The sequence below is a fragment of the Bacillus sp. 5RYD7K genome, assembly GCF_059831465.1.
Window position 1 is genome coordinate 3,217,042 of record NZ_CP191200.1, and the last position, 18,465, is coordinate 3,235,506.

The window sequence follows — 18,465 nt, forward strand, 5'->3', positions numbered from 1 at the left end:
AACATATTTCTGTTCATTTGCCTTTTTTACGTGTAAAAAAAGGGGAGGTGCCGGCCCTCTCCCTTTCAGTCAAATATTTCAAATTGAACTTTCTTAGAAGACTGTGCGCCAGCTGCAAAAACGACGGTTCGAATCGCTCTTGCAGTCCGGCCTTGCTTTCCGATAATTTTACCGGTATCTGACTTATTGACAGATAAGCGCAGCGCAATCTTTTGATCGGTCTCTTCTTTTGTGACCGTTATGTCTTCCGGATGGTCGACAAGCGGAGCCACAATGCTGACAATCAAATCTTCCAAGTTCTGATCAGTCATTACTTGCCTTGTTTAGCGTTGTGGAATTTTTCCATAATTCCTTGGCTTGAGAACAAGTTGCGGACTGTATCAGAAGGTTTAGCTCCTGTTTGCAGCCATTTAAGAGCAAGCTCTTCGTTGATTTTCACTTCAGCCGGCTTTGCAACCGGGTTGTATGTTCCGACTGTTTCGATGAAACGGCCGTCACGCGGTGAACGAGAATCTGCTACAACAATACGATAGAAAGGAGATTTTTTTGCTCCCATACGTTTTAAACGAATTTTTACTGCCATTTTACTAGCACCTCCGAAAATATTTCAACAAGATAGTATATTAACAATGATAAAAGTGTTTGTAAAGTGTTTTTTCTTAACAACGGTTTTATCATGTATAACCGATTACATAAAAGGTAATTTAAAGCCTTTTTTCTTCCCTTTTGTCATGTTGGTCATCTGCTTCATCATTTTTTTCATTTCCTCAAACTGCTTTAAAAGACGGTTGACTTCCTGAACGGATGTTCCGCTTCCTTTGGCAATCCGCTTCCGCCGGCTGGCGTTAATGATATCCGGCTGTTCTTTTTCAAGAACAGTCATTGATTTAATGATCGCTTCCACATGATTCAGCTGTTTTTCATCGACTTGGATGTTTTTTAAGCCTTTCATTTTGCCTGCGCCGGGCATCATTTGCAGCAGTTCGTCAAGAGGCCCCATGTTTCGGACCTGGCCGAGCTGCTCAAGAAAATCATCCAATGTGAAGCTCATCGTTCTCATTTTCTGCTCAAGCTCTTTGGCTTTGTCTTCATCAACGGTCGCCTGAGCTTTTTCAATCAGGGTTAAAACGTCACCCATTCCGAGAATCCGGGATGCCATACGCTCGGGATGGAACGCTTCTAAAGCGTCGAGTTTTTCTCCCATTCCGGCGAATTTAATCGGCGTTTCAGTGACTGCGCGGATAGAAAGCGCCGCACCTCCGCGGGTATCCCCGTCAAGCTTTGTTAAAACGACGCCCGTTAAACCGAGCTGGTCATTAAAGCTTTTGGCGACGTTCACCGCATCCTGACCGGTCATTGAATCGACGACAAGGAAAATTTCTTCAGGGTTTGCGACTTCCTTTACGCCGGAGAGCTCATCCATCAGTTCGTGATCGATGTGCAGCCGTCCGGCGGTATCTAAAATCACATAATCATGATGCTCTTCCTTCGCTTTTTCAATCGCCTGTCTGGCAATTTCCACCGGGCTGACCTGATCGCCAAGCGAAAAGACCGGCATATCAAGCTGTTTCCCCAGTGTTTCCAGCTGCTTAATCGCAGCGGGACGGTAAATATCTGCAGCCACGAGCAGCGGTTTGCGGTTATGTTTTTTGCGCAGCAGGTTGGCGAGCTTCCCCGTGGTTGTCGTTTTACCGGCACCTTGGAGCCCGACCATCATAATAACGGTCGGCGGGCGTTTGGCGACGGCAATTTTGCTTTCTTCGCCGCCCATCAGCTCGGTAAGCTCTTCTTTTACGACTTTAATAACCTGCTGACCGGGTGTCAGACTTTTCATGACTTCCTGTCCGACAGCCCGTTCACTTACTTTTTTCACAAAATCCTTTACGACTTTAAAGTTAACGTCAGCCTCAAGAAGCGCAAGACGAACTTCACGCATCATCTCTTTTACGTCTTGTTCGCTGACTTTTCCTTTTCCGCGGATTTTTGAAATCGTCTTTTGCAGTCGGTCGGCTAATCCTTCAAATGCCATTGTTTGCCGCCTCCTAATCTAATTTCTCAAGCGCTTCAATCAGAGCCGTCATTTTTTCCTCTTCCTGCAAGCCGGAAGCAAGCTCTTTCAGCTTTGTAAACATTTCTTTACGCTCCTGAAACTTTTTAAAAAGGAGCAGTTTTTCTTCATATTGTTCAAGCATCGCTTCAGTCCGTTTGATGTTATCGTAAACAGCTTGCCTTGAAACGTCATACTCTTCGGCTATTTCACCAAGGGAGAAATCGTCCAGATAATAAAGCGACATATAGCTCTTTTGTTTTGACGTCAGCAACGACTGATAGAAGTCAAACAAATAGTTCATTCTCGTCGTTTTTTCGAGCGACATTTGAGCTCTCCCCTTTGTTAAGTCAAATCCCTTTACAAAAACATAGTTTACATGGTTTCAGAGCGTGTGTCAAGTTTTTATCTTGTCAAAGCATGAGGCTCTTTTTACATAATAAGTTTTTAAAAAAATTCATATAGACCGCCGTTAAAATACTCGAATTCTTGTTTTGATACACGATAGCGGCAATAACCTTCGTAAAAAGCATTGAGGTATGCTTCCTTTGTGACAAAATGACGGATCGCTAATGATTCATCATATCGCGGATCTCCCGCCGATATTCCCGCAGCATCGATAAACAGACAGACCTCTCCGTCTTTCACCAGCACATTATCAGCCGTGCAGTCACCGTGAATCATTGTCTGCTGAACAGGAACAGGTCTGTACCGGTCCAATGCTTTCAAAAGCTCTGCACTTCCTTCAGCCTGTCCTTTTTTGACATATTCCCCGGCTCGTTTGATTTGCAGATCGAGCCAGTCTGTTTCCGGCTGTAAACCAGGTACCATTTCGGTTTCATGCAGCCGTTGCAGAAACTGGCCGAAACTTTTGATCAGCTTTTTCTTTTCAGTATCCCCTTTTGCTTTTCTTAAAGCAGAAGTCAAGGTGATTCCATCCTCAAATGACATGACGATATGGCTGGCGTGCCGTTCCTGTATAAATCCATAATAAACGGGAACAGGCAGATGATGAGTTTTTGTGAGCTTCTGCAAAACAAAGGCTTCTCTCCTTAACCATTCCCGATACCTCTGTTGAAAAGAACTTTTCAGCAGAAATGCGCCTTGGCCGGTCACTATTTTTCGAACGGTTGAAGTGCCTCCCTGTTCATCCAGCAGCGACATATGTTTTATCGCGCCGATCTTCCTTTCCAATTCAGCTTTCAGCCATTTGTCCAACAACTGCCCCTCCATTCCGAGTATCAATGCGTATAAAAAAACGAGTATAAAATGGACGGTTTTATACTCGTTTTTTATTCATTAATCCTCGGCTTTTTCAACTAAATCAGAAAAGAGACCGTATACGTAAGATTCTGCATCAAACCGCTGGAGATCGTCAACCTTTTCTCCGAGGCCGACCAATTTCACGGGGATGTGAAGCTCATTGCGGATCGCCAGGACGATACCGCCTTTTGCGGTGCCGTCAAGCTTCGTTAACGCGATACCCGTCACATTCGTCGCTTTGGAGAATTCTTTCGCCTGCGCCATCGCATTCTGACCTGTCGTCGCATCAAGCGCGAGCAGAACCTCATGCGGAGCCTCAGGCACTTCTCGTTCGATGACGCGTTTGACTTTTTCAAGCTCTTTCATTAAGTTTACTTTATTCTGAAGGCGGCCGGCCGTATCACAAATCAGCACATCCGCGCCTCTTGCTTTAGCCGCGTGTACGGCATCGTAAATAACCGCTGCAGGGTCGCTCCCGGCAGCCTGCTTAATGACAGGCACGCCAGTACGCTCCCCCCACACTTCAAGCTGTTCAATCGCCCCGGCTCTGAAGGTGTCTCCGGCAGCAAGCACAACGGATTTGCCTTCATTCTTCAGCTTGTGGGCCAGCTTTCCGATCGTTGTCGTTTTTCCGACGCCGTTTACGCCGACAAGCAGAATAACATTTAAGCGCCCGTCCTGAATATTCAGTTCAGAAATCTGTTCGTCGCCGCTATTATAAATGTCGACGAGCTTTTCAGAAATGACGGACTGCACCTCCTGAGGGTCCTGGATGTTTTTCAGCTTCACTTCTTTTTTGAGCTCGTCGATCAGTTCCATAACCGTTGTGAAACCGACGTCAGCGCTAATCAGCACTTCCTCAAGCTCTTCGAAGAAATCTTCGTCGACTTTCCGGTAGCGAGAGACGAGCTCGTTCACTTTATTTGAGAAGGAATTTCTTGTTTTTTCGAGACCATCTTTAAATTTTTCAGAGACAGAGTCTGTCTGTTTCGTGATTTTCTCTTTTAATTTTTTAAAAAAGCTCATCTTTCAACCTCTTTCCTCGTTACTGAACGAATTCTTTTGTTTCTTCCAGTTTGACCGAAACCATTCGGGAAACACCGGATTCCTGCATCGTCACACCGTAGAGGACATCCGCTTCTTCCATGGTGCCTTTTCTGTGGGTGATGACGATAAACTGGCTGTCGCTGCTGTATTTTTTTAAGTATTGCGCAAACCTGAATACATTGGCTTCATCAAGCGCGGCTTCCACTTCATCAAGCACGCAGAACGGAACGGGCCTTACTTTCAAAATGGAGAATAAAAGGGCAATGGCGGTCAGCGCCCGTTCTCCCCCTGACAAAAGATTTAAGTTTTGCAGTTTTTTGCCCGGAGGCTGGGCGATAATGTCCACCCCTGAGTTGAGAAGGTCATTCGGATCGGTCAGCTTCAGTTCAGCGCGCCCTCCTCCGAACAAGGAACGGAACACGTCGTTGAATTGAGAACGGATCTGGATAAACGTTTCATGGAACCGCTTCGTCATTTCGGAATCCATTTCTTCAATGACTTGGAACAGTGTATTTTTCGCATCCGTCAGATCATTCTTCTGCTCCGTTAAAAACTGATACCGTTCGTTCACTCTTTCAAACTCATCGATGCTGCCGAGATTGACCGTTCCGAGCTCTTCAATTGAAAGCTTGATCAGTTTGACCCGTTTTCTCGCCTCTTCAGGCTCGAGTTCGAGCTGATATTGTTTTTTTGCCCCTTCAAAGGATAAGCTGTACTCCTCACGTAAATATTGCAAGAGGTTATCAAGCTCAACTTCCATCCGGCCGAGTTTTACCTCTTCATCTTTCAGAAAGTCTGTTTTTTGCCTGTACAGACGCTTCATCTCTTTCAGTTCAAGCTCGTTCGTATCAAGCGCCCTCTGAAGTTTCACACGCTGATCGCGCCGGCTGGCGATCAATTCGATCGTTCTCGTTTTATCGTGAAGCTTATGTTGGGCTGCTTCTTCAAGCTGCTCCTCACCGCTTGTGCTGGACGTCATCTCTGAGGTCAGGAGGCTTAAATCTTCCCGTGTTTCTTTCAGGGCGAGCTGCGTTTCTTCAAGCTCTTTTTTCAGCCTTTTGAGGTTGTCTTCCTCACTCGAGCACGCCTGTTCTTTTTTCGCCGCGGCCACTTTACATTCCGTCAGTTCATGAGAGAGCGTTTCTTTTGTTGAGGATAGGGTCTGCTTTTGTTTTGTCAGCCTGTCCATCTCTTCCTCAAGCTCTTTCAGCTGGCCGGATGCCTCACTCAGCTGTTCTTCCAATGCTGATTTCCGCGCCTCTTTTTCCCGGCTGCTTTCCGTCAGCGATGCTTTCTCCTGATCGTAAAGCTCCAGATGGGTATTGATGTTCTTTTCAGCGACTTCGAGTTCATACAGCCTGCCTTTTACATCCTGCTGCTTTGTTCTGAAAGCCTCACCGTCTTCACGGAGACCGTTCAGCGTATGTTCAAGCTCTTGAATGGCTAGTTTCAGCGATTTGACCTCTTTTTCGAGGCTAGCTGTTTTTTCTTCCATTTCGGCGAGCCGTGCAGTCACCGTCTCAAGCTCACGGCTTCTGCCGAGCAGAGAATTGTTTTTCTTTTTAACTGCGCCGCCTGTCATTGATCCGCCGGGATTGACGACATCGCCTTCAAGCGTCACGATGCGGTAGCGGTGCCCGACAAGCTTGGCGAGTTCATTCGCACCTTTTAAATCTTCAGTGATCAGCACGGTGCCGAGAAGGTTTTCAATGACATTCCGATACGCCGCATCATACGTGACAAGCCCGCTCGCTGCACCAAGGAAAGAAGGATGCTTCGAAGCCGTCTGTTCATCACGGGTTTGGAGCTGGCGCGGTTTCATGACCGTAAGCGGCAGAAACGTCGCGCGGCCGAAGGAATTCTGTTTTAAATATTGAATCGCTTTCCGCGCCGCCTGCTCATCGTCTGTGACAACGTGCTGCGCCGCCGCGCCGAGTGCAATCTCGATCGCCGTTTCATATTTTTGTTCAGTGGAAATCAGTTCGAGAACGGCGCCGCGGATGCCGCCAAGCTGCTCCTTCTGCTTCAGTACTTCTTTTACGCCTTGGTAAAACCCTGAAAAATCGCCTTGCATCGTTTCAAGCATATCTTTTTTAGATCTGGCCTGCTGTACAAATTGATACGCCTGATACAGGGCTGATTCTTTCTTTTCATACTGGCGTTTTTTCTGTTCATATGCGGTCTGGACTTCGCGAAAGCGGCCGACCTGATTGTCAATATCCGCTTCAACTGCGGCAAGTTCTTCTTCGCATGCCGCTTTGCGGACGGAAATATCATTTCGTTCCTGAAGATATTTTTCATTGTTTGCGGTCAGTCTCGCCTGCTGGACGGCAGATTGGGACATCTGATCATCTAAAAGCTGCAGCTCGTTGCGGATCGACGCCTGGCTGTTTAACAATTCGAAGTAATCGCTTTTTAATTGTTCGATTTTCTCTTCGACGTTTTCATTATGAAGGCTGAGCGCCTGCTGCTTTTCTTTCACCTGGGCATTTAACCGCTTCACTTCGGCACGCAGCTTATCAAAGACGGCAGACTGTTTTTCAATAGCCGATTTCAGTTCTGCTTCTTTCTTTGTGTAATGTGTGACCGATTCCTCAAGCTGTTCCCGGTTTTGCGCGGCGTTTTTTTTGCGCTCTTTCAGCACTTCTTTCCGGCCTTCCAGCTTTTCAAGCTCTTCACTTGTCACGAGCAGAACCTGCTGCAGCTCGTTGACGGATTCGTCGAGCGCGTGGATTTTATCTCTCGTCTCTTCTATCGCCGCTTCTTTAGCGGAGATCGCCGACGATTCCGCCAATTCTTCTTCTTTAGCAGCCTGCACCTTGTCTTTTAAACCCGACCATTTGCCATGCAGTTCTTCGATATCAAAGGCTGTTAGGGCGATTTCGACGTGCTCAAGCTCTTTCTTTTTTTCTAAGTAGTCTTTGGCGATTGATGCCTGGATTTTCAGCGGTTCGACCTGATCTTCGAGCTCGTGAAGAATATCTTCCACCCTGTTTAAGTTATCCTGCGTCTCAAACAGTTTGTTTTCCGCTTTTTTCTTTCGTGTTTTATATTTCAGCACGCCGGCCGCTTCTTCAAAAATACTGCGTCGGTCTTCCGCTTTGCTGCTTAAAATCTCTTCGACTTTCCCCTGGCTGATAATGGAAAACGCTTCTTTCCCGAGCCCGGAGTCCATAAATAAGTCAATGATGTCTTTCAGGCGGCACTGCTGATTGTTGATGAGAAATTCACTTTCTCCGGAACGGTAAACCCGTCTCGTCACGCTGACTTCGTGATAATCGATCGGGAGAAAATGATCTTCATTATCAAGCGTTAACGTGACTTCCGCAAGGTTAAGCCGCTTGCGTGAATCACTTCCGGCAAAAATGATATCTTCCATTTTTCCGCCCCGAAGCGAGCGGGCTGATTGTTCGCCGAGCACCCAGCGGATGGCTTCGGTAATGTTGCTCTTTCCGCTGCCGTTTGGACCGACAACGGCCGTGACGCCTTTTACAAAGTCAACGGATATCCGTTCTGCAAATGATTTAAATCCTATAACGTCTAAACGTTTGAGGAACATCCCAGATCCTCCTTATCGTATAAGTATCTCAATATTATCATAATCCCCCGCTTATATCAGGCGCAGACATATTGAAATCCCCCTAGGGGTACAGGGGGATTTTATTGTTTCGTATGGTGTTTTTGCAATTTTGCAAGAGCTTCCTGTGCTGCATGCTGCTCGGCTTCTTTTTTGGAACGTCCGTTCCCGATGCCGAGCGCCTCACCTTTAAGAGAGACAAGCGCCTCGAATTCCCGGTTGTGGGCAGGTCCTTTTTCATTGAGAATTTTGTACTCAAGCGATCCTTTTCCGTCCCTCTGCACAAATTCTTGAAGCTGGCTTTTGAAATCCATCACATGAGAAAAAGCACCATCGTTTATTTTAGGGAACACGTACTCTTTCAGGAATTGCTGAACCGGCTCAAGGCCCTGATCCAGATACAGTGCGCCGATAAACGCTTCAAACACATCCGCTAAAAGCGCAGGACGCTTTCTGCCGCCCGTCATTTCTTCTCCTTTACCCAAAAGAACAAGATCGCCGAATGACAATTCGTGGGCAAGGGAGACGAGTGACGGCTCGCATACGATAGCGGCTCTCAGCTTCGTCAAATCTCCTTCACTCATGGCCGGATATTTGGCAAATAAGAATTGGGAGATCGTCAGTTCCAAAACAGCGTCACCTAAAAATTCAAGCCTTTCATTGTCTTCATACGGCTTTTTCCGATGCTCATTCACATAAGATGAATGTGTAAATGCTTGATACAAAAGTTTCTCGTTTTGAAAATGAACCGAAATCCGTTCTTGGAACTCTTTAAATTGCTCTATTTTTTTATAGAACTTTTTTTTATCTTTAAAATGTGAGTGTTTTGACATAGTAACCTCCATAGGCACATCAGGTTCACCGCGCTTCCCGCCGTAAACGGAATCGGCAGCGCGTTCAGCGTCAGACGCCGGTAACCGAACGGTTAAAGGGCTAAAGCCCCGCTGTCAGGCGGGACTTTTAGCATCAGCTTATTGCTGGTTTTGTATGTAGTTCACAGCGTCGCCGACTGTTGCAATCTTTTCAGCATCTTCGTCAGAAATCTCCATATCAAACTCGTCTTCAAGTTCCATAACAAGCTCAACTACATCTAGGGAATCAGCACCTAAGTCTTCCTTGAAAGAAGCTTCAAGTTTGACGTCAGCTTCATCAACGCCAAGGCGGTCTACGATGATTTTCGTTACACGCTCTAATGTATCTGCCATAGCAATTCACCTCCCCTCAAGTATTATAGAGGATTCGTTTTTAAAAAACTAGAGAAACTAGGATGAAATTTTAAAAACAAATCTTTACATCACCATTCCGCCGTCAATATGGAGGGTCTGGCCCGTCATATAACGCGATCCTTCAGAAGCAAGGAACGTGACAACGCTGCTGATATCGGAAGGATCACCGAAACGCGCGAGCGGAATCTGCTTCAGCATTTCATCTTGGACTTCTTTAGAAAGCTTGTCCGTCATATCCGTGGAAATAAAGCCCGGAGCGATGGCGTTGACCGTAATATTACGGCTCGCAAGCTCTTTGGCAGAGGACTTTGTCAAGCCGATCACACCGGCTTTTGCCGCCACATAGTTCGCCTGGCCCGGGTTTCCGCTGACGCCGACGATTGATGATACGTTGATAATCCGGCCGGAGCGCTGTTTCATCATCTGTCTTGTCACGGCTTTCGTGCAGTTGAAAACACCTTTCAGGTTAATGTTGATGACGTCATCCCATTCATTTTCTTTCATTCTCATCAGGAGATTGTCCTTTGTGATTCCCGCATTGTTCACGAGAATGTCGATTGAAGAGAATTCGGCGACAGCCTCTTTCATCATGTTTTGTACTTCTTCGGAATTTGATACATCGGCTTTTACCGCGATCGCATTTCGGCCCAAAGATTTGATTTCATCTACGACTTCGTTCGCTTTCGCTTCACTTCCGGAGTAATTGACAACTACGTTACATCCGTTTTTCGCAAGATCAAGCGCGATCGCCCGCCCGATTCCGCGGGACGCTCCCGTTACGACTGCTGTTTTTTCATTAAGCATCCTGATTCTCCTCCTTCAGCGTTTGAATCGCCAATTCAATGGTTTCATGGTCAGAAACCGCGATTGTTTTCAGACGGCGGTTCACTTTTTTCACAAGGCCTGAAAGCACTTTTCCGGGACCGATTTCAACAAACGTCGTGACTCCTTCGTCAATCAGTTTGTTAATCGTTTCTTCAAAGCGTACAGGTGAATAAAGCTGTTCGATCAGCTTTTTCTTGATATCGTCTTTTTCTGTCATGATGTCAGCCGAAACGTTTGATATAACGGGAACAGCCGCACTTTTCAGCTCACAGGCGCTGAGCACCTCTTCGAGTTTTTCCGCCGCGGGCTTCATTAATTCAGAATGGAACGGTCCGCTTACTTCTAGCGGGATCGCCCGTTTTGCCCCATTGTTTTTCGCTTCTTCTGAAGCAAGCTCCACGCCTTTTGCCGTTCCGGAAATCACGATCTGGCCGGGGCAGTTCAGGTTAGCAAGCTGTACGAGGTGGCCGTTTTCCGTCACTTGATCCGTCACCTTTTTCAAGGATTCCGCATCCATTCCGAGAATAGCGGCCATTGCGCCTTCTCCCGCCGGTACGGCTTCATTCATGAATTCTCCCCGTTTTCTTACCGTGTAAACGGCATCTTTAAATGTCATCGCTCCCGCAGCAACAAGCGCCGAATATTCTCCGAGGCTGTGGCCGGCTGTGAAATCCGGCGTGATGCCGGATTCTTTAAACTTTTCCAATACGGCAATGCTTGTTGTTAACAGCGCAGGCTGCGCATTGTATGTAAGGGTTAATTCTTCAGCATCGCCTTCAAAAATGAGCGAGCTCAGCTTTGTTTCAAGCGTTTCATCCGCTTCATCAAAAATACGTTTTGACGCTTCTTCGCGTTCGTACAGGTCTTTTCCCATACCGATATATTGTGATCCCTGTCCGGGAAATAAAAATGCAATCTTACTCATGGTGTGATAACCTCCAGACTACTCATCTGTTTTTTCTTCTTTTACTTCTTCTTCTATAAATGCGGCCACGTTTTGGCTGACCATTTCTCTCGCCTGGCGCAGCGCGTGATAAACAGCGCGTGCATCAGAAGAGCCGTGCGCTTTAATAACAGGCGCCTTTAAACCGAAAAGACTCGCCCCGCCGTACTCAGAATAGTCCATTTTCAGTTTCATTTCCATCAGCTTCGGCTTCAGCACTCCCGCTGCCAGCTTAGAAACAAAACTTGAAGTCAGTGTATCTTTCAGCATTTTGAAAATTGATAACGCTGAACCTTCCAATGTTTTCAACGTGACGTTGCCCGTAAAGCCGTCTGTGACGATAACGTCAGCAGCGCCTTCCAGCAAGTCTCTCGCCTCTACGTTTCCGACAAAATTCACGTTTGTTTCTTTTAATAATTCAAACGTCTTTTTTGTCAGGTCGTTTCCCTTCTTTTCTTCCGTGCCGACATTTAACAAGCCGACGCGCGGCGAGCTGATTCCGAGAACCTGCCGGGCATATACAGACCCCATTATTCCGTACTGGACAAGGTGCTCCGGCTTGGCATCGACATTGGCGCCCACGTCTAAAAGAAGGAAACCGTCGCCTGATACGGTCGGAAGCGTCGGCGCAAGGGCCGGCCGGTCGATTCCTTTAATTCTGCCGACAATAAACAGACCCGCTGTCATCAATGCACCCGTATTCCCTGCTGAAATGCAGGCGTCCGCTCTGTTTTCAGCCACTTCCTGCGCCATCAGCACCATAGAAGAATTTTTCTTTCTGCGTACGGCGCGGACCGGTTCATCCGTCGGTTCAATCACTTCATCGGCGTGCAATACGGTGATGCGGTCTGATGTTGTTGGCAAGTGTGATTCTATCGTTGTCTTGTCACCGACCAGCGTAATATGAAGGTCATCAAATGCCTCAATACTCTTCATTACTCCGTCAATAACAGCTTTGGGTGCGTTGTCGCCTCCCATTGCATCTACAGCTATTCTCATGCATGCTCCACCTTTATGATTGTTTTGAACGGTACATGTCAAAGTTGCCGGAGAATACGACTTCTTCTCCCACATAACTGTTTACTTCCACTACCGTTCTGCCTTTTTCTTTTTCGACTGCCGTCACTTTGGCTTTCGCAACGACGCGCTCGCCCTCTTTCACCTGTCTTGTAAAGCGGATATTTGCGCTTGCGGTCAGCGCCAGCTCATCATCTATGACGGCTACGGCGAGTGAGTTCGCCTGCGCAAACAAATGATGCCCCCGCGCAATCTGATTGCGGCTGAAAACATGTTCGCGTCTTACTTCTAATATAGAAATGGCCTGGCCGTCAAGCTCCAGATCAATGATTTCACCGATCACTTCATCTAAAGGCAGTGATTTCACTTCATCTTCAAGCGTTTGCTCTGCCACGTTTTTAATTCTTTCCCTCAGCTCCGGTATTGAGAGCTCTAAGCGGTCTAAACGGATCGTCTGAATGCTGACGCCGAATTTCCCCGCTAATTCTTCATCTGTGATGAAGGGTGTCGATTTGATCGTCTGCTGCAATAATTTTTGGCGTTCTTTCTTGCTTCTTCTCATCTATAAACACCATCCGGACAATTAAGACTAGGTACTAATAGTAGTATATAATTTCATAGATTGGAATGCAATGATTGTTTTTTGAAAGCCGCCGAATTTTGCAGAATCAGCTTAATTTCTCCCCTTCTAAGACACCGCTTGAAAGCAATTGAGCGCGAAGCATACTGTACTCGTCATCTTTCCAAAAAGCTTCTGAAGACACAAGATTGGCCGCATCCTGACGGGCCGTCTCCAAAGCTCTGTAGTCATGAACCATATCCGCCACCTTGAACTCGGGCATACCGCTTTGTTTTTTTCCGAAGAAATCGCCGGGACCGCGCAGTTCAAGATCCTTTTCAGACAGTTCAAACCCGTCATTTGTCTCCGACATGATTCTCATCCGCTCTTTCCCGGTTTCGGATTTCGGATCGGCCATCAAGATGCAGAAAGATTGGTGGTCTCCCCGTCCGACCCGGCCGCGGAGCTGATGGAGCTGAGATAATCCGAAACGGTCGGCGTCATAGATGACCATAATCGTCGCATTCGGCACGTTCACCCCGACTTCTACGACGGTTGTTGACACGAGAACCTGACATTGATTGGCGCTGAATTCTCTCATCACCTGATCTTTTTCATCAGAATGGAGCTTCCCGTGCATCAGACCGACATTCCATTTGCCGCGGTACACATCAGACAGCATGTTATATACGTCAATCGCATTCTGCACATCCAGCTTATCCGATTCTTCAATGAGCGGACAGATTATATAGGCTTGTCTGCCCTGTTTCAGCTCTTTTTCAACAAAAGCCAAAATCCGCTCCAGCATGTCGTGTTTCACCCAATACGTTTCGATTTGCTTTCGTCCCGCGGGCATTTCATCTATCACGGAAACATCCATTTCTCCGAAGACGGTAATGGCCAGCGTTCTCGGAATCGGGGTGGCTGTCATAAACAGCACGTCCGGATCCTGGCCTTTATTCTTGAGTTTTTTGCGCTGTTCGACCCCGAACCGGTGCTGCTCGTCCGTAATGACAAGGCCCAGCGCTTTAAATTCCACTTCATCCTGGATTAAAGCATGAGTCCCTACTAAAATATCAATCTCTCCGAGAGCAAGCCGCTCCAAAAGCTCCCTGCGCCGCTTGCCTTTTACAGAACTCGTCAAAAGCGCGATATTCACGTCTTCATTTGCAAACAACGATACGAGAGAGTCAGCATGCTGTTCGGCCAGAATTTCTGTCGGCACCATTAATGCCCCCTGATACCCCGACAGAATCGCAGCGTACAAAGCGATGGCGGCGACCGCCGTTTTTCCTGAACCGACATCACCTTGCAGCAGACGGTTCATTCTGTAAGGGGATGTCATATCAGCGGTAATTTCACGGAGCACGCGCATCTGTGCGTTCGTGAGCGAAAACGGAAGGCTGTCTGTGAAAGCGGCGAGCTTTTCAGCCGGAAACACGTGGCTGATGCCTTTTGACTGTTCTCTTTCCGCTTTACGGAACGCCTGCATCTTCAGCTGAAACAATAAGAATTCCTCGTACACAAACCGGCGTCTTGCCTGCTGCAGCGATTCCCTCGTCTCCGGCTGGTGCATCGTCTGCAGGGCTTGTTTGTAATCGGGCAGCTTGTAGCGGATTCTCAATTTTTCAGGAAGCGGATCGGCCGCACTGTCCAAATGATGCTGCAGCGCATCCTTAATAAATCGTCTCATCATTTTAACGGTGACGTTTTCTTTAACGGAATAAACAGGCTCAATGCTTTTATCTTCTTGATGAGGACCGTTTTTTAGTTCCTGCACGGATACGGTCTGCCTGTGTTTATCCCATTTACCGGATATCGTGACGACAGAACCGAGCGTCAGTTTCTTTTTTAAGTACGGACGGTTAAAACAAACCGCGGTAATTAAATAATTGCCGACAAGCACTCTGAATGTCAGCCTGTTTCGTTTTTTGCCGTAATAGGTAAGAGAAGGTTCTGAATGAACCTTCCCTTCTACCGTCACTCTTTCTTCATGTTTTACTTCTGCTAAATCCCTCAGCTCATAGTCGTCATAACGGTAAGGGAAATAATTCAGAAGATCAGAAATGTCATAGATACCCAGTTCATGTAATGTTTTTTCTGTTTCCGGCCCAATGCCCTTAATCTCCGCTATACTAGTTTGCTGATGGTGTTTCACTTGATTTCAGCGCTCCTCCGAAAATTTTTTTCTCTAATTCTCTTCCCGTCGGTGTCGCGGCTAAACCGCCTTGTCCCGTTTCACGCAGTGCTGTCGGCATCGTCTGGCCGATTTTGTACATCGCGTCTATTACCTCATCGCAAGGAATGCGGCTCGTAATCCCTGCCAGCGCCATATCCGCCGCGATCATCGCATTGGAGGCTCCCATTGCGTTCCGTTTGACACACGGCACTTCTACCAAGCCGGCGACCGGATCACATACGAGACCGAGCATATTTTTCAGCGTAATCGCCATTGCTTCCGCTGATTGCTGAGGCGTTCCGCCCGCCATTTCCACAATCGCAGCGGCAGCCATACCGGATGCCGATCCGACTTCCGCCTGACAGCCTCCCGCCGCTCCCGAAATACTCGCGTTATTTGCTACGACAAAACCGAACGCGCCGGCTGTAAACAGAAAACGGATCATTTGTTCCGTCGTAGGGTTCAGCTTATGCTTTACGGCGAATAACGTTCCCGGCACAACCCCGGCAGAGCCGGCGGTCGGTGTAGCGCAGATCGTTCCCATCGCCGCATTGACTTCATTTGTGGCCACAGCTTTAGACACGGCGTCTAAAATCAGATTGCCTGACAGGCTTTTTCCCGATTGGATGTATGCCTGCAGTTTCACGGCATCTCCTCCTGTTAAACCGGTCTGGCTCGTGACGCCCTTCAGCCCTTTTTCAACCGCCGCTTCCATGACGGAAAGATTGCGTTCCATTCCTTGAAAGATCTCTTCCCGCGTTTTTTGCGTCACTTCCATCTCTTGGGTGATCATCACTTCTGAGATCGGAATTTGTTTTTCTTGAGTGATTTCTATTAATTCTTTTACATTACGAAACATGTCATTTTCCTCCTGACTTTTTAGTCAGCTATCTTAGTAACCTGTATAATATTAGGAAGTGTTGATAGTTCATCCAGCACTTCTTCTTCAATATTCTGATCGACCTCAATCGTCATCAGCGCAAGCTGGCCGACGTCCTTACGCGCCACTTCCATATGTCCGACGTTGATTGAGAATTTCGCAAGCACATTGGCAACGCCGGCAATTGTGCCGAATTTATCATTATGAACGACTAAAATAGCCGGGTGGTTTCCGGAAAGCCGCAGCTCAAAGCCGTTAAGCTCCGTGATTTCTATTTTCCCGCCGCCGATTGAAATACCGGTTAAGGCAAGCTCCCCCTCATCATCAGAAATGATGATACGCGCCGTATTCGGATGAACGGGTACGGCATCCTCTGTGCGGAACTCTATATCTATGCCCTTCTCTTCAGCAATTTGAATCGCTGTTTTAATCCGTTCATCAAATGTATCAAAATCAAGCAGGCCGCCGATAATCGCGACATCAGTGCCGTGACCCTTATACGTTTCTGCAAATGATCCGTAAAAAGACACAACGATCCGGCGGGGCTCCCGTCTGAATAAGCTTCTGGCCACTCTGCCGATCCGGGCTGCGCCTGCGGTGTGTGAACTGGACGGGCCGATCATTACCGGGCCGATAATATCAAAAACGCTTCTATATTTCATGCTGGTTTGTTCCTCCTTAACATCACTTCATTCAGCGCTTTTCTTTAGACTAATTGAACATTTATCAATTGGCAAGCAGGCACACTGCCGCACTGCCGCAGGTAAATAAAGGCATAAGAATAGAAGGGCCTGATAAGCCCTTCTATTCTGCCGCAAATATATATGGATAAAGAGGCTGTCTGCCGTTATGGATTTCAACTTCGATATCTTCACAGACGCTTGTAATATACTCAGCGAGTTTCTCAGCTTCTTCTTCCGGCGCGTCTTCTCCGTACAGGATGGTGACGATTTCATCTTCTTCCCCGATCATCTCATCCAGCAGTAATTTCGCCGCATTTATCCGGTCTTCGGCGCTGCCGATAATTGAACTGTTTAAAATGCCGATAAAATCACCTTTTTTGATATCCTTGCCGTCGATATGGGTGTCTCTTACTGAATATGTTACCTGTCCGCTTTTCACATTCCGGATGGCTTCAAGCATATTGGCTTCATTTACATCAGCCGGCTGGTCAGGGTTAAACGCAAGCAGAGCGGTCATGCCTTGAGGCACCGTTTTTGCCGGAATGACAATGACATTTTCTTCAGCCACGCTCGCCGCCTGATTGGCAGCCATCACAATATTGGAATTGTTCGGAAGAATGAAAACCGTTTCCGCATTCACAGACTGAACGGCTTCCACAATATCTTCCGTGCTCGGATTCATTGTCTGGCCGCCTTCGATAACGTGTGAGGCGCCGATGCTCGCAAACAGTTCAGAAATGCCTTCGCCCATTGCCACAGTCACGATCCCAAAAGGCTTACGAGCTTCTTTCATTACACCGGCCGGCTTTTTTTCATCATGTTCTTGGCTGATGATGGACGTATGCTGCTCCCTCATGTTTTCAATTTTGATTTTAATCAAATCGCCGTAACGCTGCGCGAGATTGAGCACGTTCCCTGGCTCTTCGGCATGAATGTGAACTTTCGCCAGCGTATCATCAGCGACGACCAGCAATGAGTCACCGAACCGGCTCAGTTCATTTCTGAACGTCTCTTCTTTGAACGTCCGTTTATCTTGGTCAAGCCTTACCATCACTTCCGTACAAAATCCGAATTCAATGTCTTCTGTACTCAGCATGCTCTGCGCGCTTTTATGATGTTCGGCATTCACCATATCATCGAGTGCCGGAAGAACCGCTTTTTTCGGTACGGACTCTCCTTTTAAGGAAGCCAAAAAGCCTTCATATACACAAAGCAGACCTTTTCCGCCGCTGTCAACGACACCGACGTCCTTTAAAACAGGGAGCAGATCCGGCGTGCGGTTGAGCGACGCTTCCGCTTCTTCAATAACGGCCTCCATGAGAGCAATGATATCGGTTTCTTCTTTGGCCGAGGCGACCGCTTTTTTAGCCGCGTCCTTTGCCACGGTTAAAATCGTTCCTTCAACCGGTTTCATGACTGCCTTATATGCCATATCCACTCCCGCTTGGAGTGCGGCGGCAAATTCTTGGGCGTTTATTTCTTTTTTGTTTTCAATGCTCTTTGTGAAACCTCTGAATAATTGGGACAGGATCACCCCTGAATTTCCTCTTGCTCCCATAAGCAGGCCTTTTGACAGGGCGATGCCGACTTTGCCGATGTCAGGTGAGTCAAGGTGTTCTACCTCTCTTGCACCGGATGACATCGATAAATTCATGTTTGTTCCGGTATCGCCGTCCGGCACGGGAAACACGTTCAGCGCATCCACCGCGGATGCGTTTTGAGACAATGTCTCAGCCCCCGCCAGAATCATTGCCGCAAAAGCTCTCCCATCTAAGTTTCGTCTAGACAATACTCATCCTCCTCACTACGGGTTCGTTACTCGTACGCCTTGGACATAAATATTTACAGAATCAACTGCAAGTCCGATTGTTTGATTTACTGTGTATTTTACCTTCGTCTGAACATTGTGGGCTACTTCGGATATTTTCGTGCCGTAGCTGACAATAATGTACATGTCGATATGTATTTGTTCGGCTTCCTGACGGACATGTACGCCTCTTGCGAAGTTCTCTTTCCGGAGGATTTCAGACAAACCGTCTTTAATCTGGTTTTTAGAGGCCATCCCCACTATTCCGTAACAGTCAATGGCAGCGCCTCCGGCAACCATTGCGATGACTTCGTTGGATATATCAATCTGTCCGTATTTTGTCTTCATTTCAATGGACACACAGGTTCCTCCTTCAGGTGCATAGAGTTATCATTATTCTACTATATGTATC

General features: G+C 47.3%; 18 protein-coding genes. All 18 read right to left on the minus strand.

The window, feature by feature from the left end; translation table 11 throughout:
- Positions 1-65 precede the first annotated feature (65 nt).
- Positions 66-311 carry a KH domain-containing protein gene (locus ACQE26_RS15770; RefSeq protein ID WP_007611392.1) on the minus strand — a complete coding sequence of 82 codons (246 nt, stop codon included), beginning with the start codon at positions 309-311 and terminating at the stop codon, positions 66-68.
- Positions 311-583, minus strand: coding sequence for a 30S ribosomal protein S16 (gene rpsP / locus ACQE26_RS15775; protein ID WP_003154296.1), 273 nt, complete (start codon positions 581-583; stop codon positions 311-313). Before rpsP ends, ACQE26_RS15770 begins: the two co-directional genes overlap by 1 nt.
- Positions 584-688: 105 nt before the next feature.
- Positions 689-2,029, minus strand: coding sequence for a signal recognition particle protein (gene ffh, locus ACQE26_RS15780; RefSeq protein ID WP_316100225.1), 1,341 nt, complete (start codon positions 2,027-2,029; stop codon positions 689-691).
- 13 nt (positions 2,030-2,042) lie between these two features.
- The gene (locus ACQE26_RS15785) at positions 2,043-2,375 is read right to left on the minus strand and encodes a putative DNA-binding protein (RefSeq protein WP_003154299.1); all 333 of its coding nucleotides are present in this window, start codon (positions 2,373-2,375) and stop codon (positions 2,043-2,045) included.
- A 119-nt stretch (positions 2,376-2,494) separates the two neighbouring features.
- Positions 2,495-3,265 carry a phosphotransferase family protein gene (locus ACQE26_RS15790; RefSeq protein WP_500470026.1) on the minus strand — a complete coding sequence of 257 codons (771 nt, stop codon included), beginning with the start codon at positions 3,263-3,265 and terminating at the stop codon, positions 2,495-2,497.
- Between the two features lie 81 nt (positions 3,266-3,346).
- Positions 3,347-4,336 (minus strand): signal recognition particle-docking protein FtsY, encoded by a 990-nt coding sequence (ftsY, locus tag ACQE26_RS15795; protein WP_047475039.1) that lies wholly within the window; start codon positions 4,334-4,336, stop codon positions 3,347-3,349.
- A gap of 19 nt (positions 4,337-4,355) precedes the next feature.
- Positions 4,356-7,916 carry a chromosome segregation protein SMC gene (smc, locus tag ACQE26_RS15800; protein ID WP_500470027.1) on the minus strand — a complete coding sequence of 1,187 codons (3,561 nt, stop codon included), beginning with the start codon at positions 7,914-7,916 and terminating at the stop codon, positions 4,356-4,358.
- A gap of 101 nt (positions 7,917-8,017) precedes the next feature.
- Positions 8,018-8,767 carry a ribonuclease III gene (gene rncS / locus ACQE26_RS15805; protein ID WP_003154303.1) on the minus strand — a complete coding sequence of 250 codons (750 nt, stop codon included), beginning with the start codon at positions 8,765-8,767 and terminating at the stop codon, positions 8,018-8,020.
- Positions 8,768-8,905: 138 nt separating this feature from the next.
- Positions 8,906-9,139 (minus strand): acyl carrier protein, encoded by a 234-nt coding sequence (acpP, locus tag ACQE26_RS15810; protein ID WP_003154310.1) that lies wholly within the window; start codon positions 9,137-9,139, stop codon positions 8,906-8,908.
- An 84-nt stretch (positions 9,140-9,223) separates the two neighbouring features.
- Positions 9,224-9,964 (minus strand): 3-oxoacyl-[acyl-carrier-protein] reductase, encoded by a 741-nt coding sequence (fabG, locus tag ACQE26_RS15815; RefSeq protein ID WP_016936146.1) that lies wholly within the window; start codon positions 9,962-9,964, stop codon positions 9,224-9,226.
- On the minus strand, positions 9,957-10,910 hold the full coding sequence (gene fabD, locus ACQE26_RS15820) for an ACP S-malonyltransferase (RefSeq protein WP_016936147.1): 954 nt from the start codon (positions 10,908-10,910) through the stop codon (positions 9,957-9,959). The genes fabG and fabD overlap by 8 nt, the downstream gene beginning before the upstream one ends.
- An 18-nt stretch (positions 10,911-10,928) precedes the next feature.
- Complete coding sequence (plsX, locus tag ACQE26_RS15825; protein WP_003154319.1) at positions 10,929-11,927, minus strand: phosphate acyltransferase PlsX; 999 nt, start codon at positions 11,925-11,927, stop codon at positions 10,929-10,931.
- A gap of 13 nt (positions 11,928-11,940) precedes the next feature.
- Positions 11,941-12,507 (minus strand): transcription factor FapR, encoded by a 567-nt coding sequence (fapR, locus tag ACQE26_RS15830; protein WP_016936149.1) that lies wholly within the window; start codon positions 12,505-12,507, stop codon positions 11,941-11,943.
- Between the two features lie 106 nt (positions 12,508-12,613).
- Positions 12,614-14,662, minus strand: coding sequence for an ATP-dependent DNA helicase RecG (gene recG, locus ACQE26_RS15835; protein ID WP_500470028.1), 2,049 nt, complete (start codon positions 14,660-14,662; stop codon positions 12,614-12,616).
- Positions 14,640-15,542: an L-serine ammonia-lyase, iron-sulfur-dependent, subunit alpha gene (sdaAA, locus tag ACQE26_RS15840; protein ID WP_013352227.1), complete on the minus strand. Its 903-nt coding sequence runs from the start codon at positions 15,540-15,542 to the stop codon at positions 14,640-14,642. The genes recG and sdaAA overlap by 23 nt, the downstream gene beginning before the upstream one ends.
- 20 nt (positions 15,543-15,562) lie before the next feature.
- On the minus strand, positions 15,563-16,225 hold the full coding sequence (sdaAB, locus tag ACQE26_RS15845; protein WP_016936152.1) for an L-serine ammonia-lyase, iron-sulfur-dependent subunit beta: 663 nt from the start codon (positions 16,223-16,225) through the stop codon (positions 15,563-15,565).
- Positions 16,226-16,367: 142 nt separating this feature from the next.
- On the minus strand, positions 16,368-18,035 hold the full coding sequence (locus ACQE26_RS15850; protein ID WP_047475059.1) for a DAK2 domain-containing protein: 1,668 nt from the start codon (positions 18,033-18,035) through the stop codon (positions 16,368-16,370).
- A gap of 15 nt (positions 18,036-18,050) precedes the next feature.
- Positions 18,051-18,413: an Asp23/Gls24 family envelope stress response protein gene (locus ACQE26_RS15855; RefSeq protein ID WP_065521305.1), complete on the minus strand. Its 363-nt coding sequence runs from the start codon at positions 18,411-18,413 to the stop codon at positions 18,051-18,053.
- Positions 18,414-18,465 lie beyond the last annotated feature (52 nt).

What these genes read in the sequence shown, in the direction of transcription:
- ACQE26_RS15770 (WP_007611392.1), bottom strand. Translation starts at nt 311, where the DNA reads ATGACTGATCAGAACTTGGAAGATTTGATTGTCAGCATTGTGGCTCCG.
- rpsP (WP_003154296.1), bottom strand. Translation starts at nt 583, where the DNA reads ATGGCAGTAAAAATTCGTTTAAAACGTATGGGAGCAAAAAAATCTCCT.
- ffh (WP_316100225.1), bottom strand. Translation starts at nt 2,029, where the DNA reads ATGGCATTTGAAGGATTAGCCGACCGACTGCAAAAGACGATTTCAAAA.
- ACQE26_RS15785 (WP_003154299.1), bottom strand. Translation starts at nt 2,375, where the DNA reads ATGTCGCTCGAAAAAACGACGAGAATGAACTATTTGTTTGACTTCTAT.
- ftsY (WP_047475039.1), bottom strand. Translation starts at nt 4,336, where the DNA reads ATGAGCTTTTTTAAAAAATTAAAAGAGAAAATCACGAAACAGACAGAC.
- smc (WP_500470027.1), bottom strand. Translation starts at nt 7,916, where the DNA reads ATGTTCCTCAAACGTTTAGACGTTATAGGATTTAAATCATTTGCAGAA.
- rncS (WP_003154303.1), bottom strand. Translation starts at nt 8,767, where the DNA reads ATGTCAAAACACTCACATTTTAAAGATAAAAAAAAGTTCTATAAAAAA.
- acpP (WP_003154310.1), bottom strand. Translation starts at nt 9,139, where the DNA reads ATGGCAGATACATTAGAGCGTGTAACGAAAATCATCGTAGACCGCCTT.
- fabG (WP_016936146.1), bottom strand. Translation starts at nt 9,964, where the DNA reads ATGCTTAATGAAAAAACAGCAGTCGTAACGGGAGCGTCCCGCGGAATC.
- fabD (WP_016936147.1), bottom strand. Translation starts at nt 10,910, where the DNA reads ATGAGTAAGATTGCATTTTTATTTCCCGGACAGGGATCACAATATATC.
- plsX (WP_003154319.1), bottom strand. Translation starts at nt 11,927, where the DNA reads ATGAGAATAGCTGTAGATGCAATGGGAGGCGACAACGCACCCAAAGCT.
- fapR (WP_016936149.1), bottom strand. Translation starts at nt 12,507, where the DNA reads ATGAGAAGAAGCAAGAAAGAACGCCAAAAATTATTGCAGCAGACGATC.
- sdaAA (WP_013352227.1), bottom strand. Translation starts at nt 15,542, where the DNA reads ATGTTTCGTAATGTAAAAGAATTAATAGAAATCACTCAAGAAAAACAA.
- sdaAB (WP_016936152.1), bottom strand. Translation starts at nt 16,225, where the DNA reads ATGAAATATAGAAGCGTTTTTGATATTATCGGCCCGGTAATGATCGGC.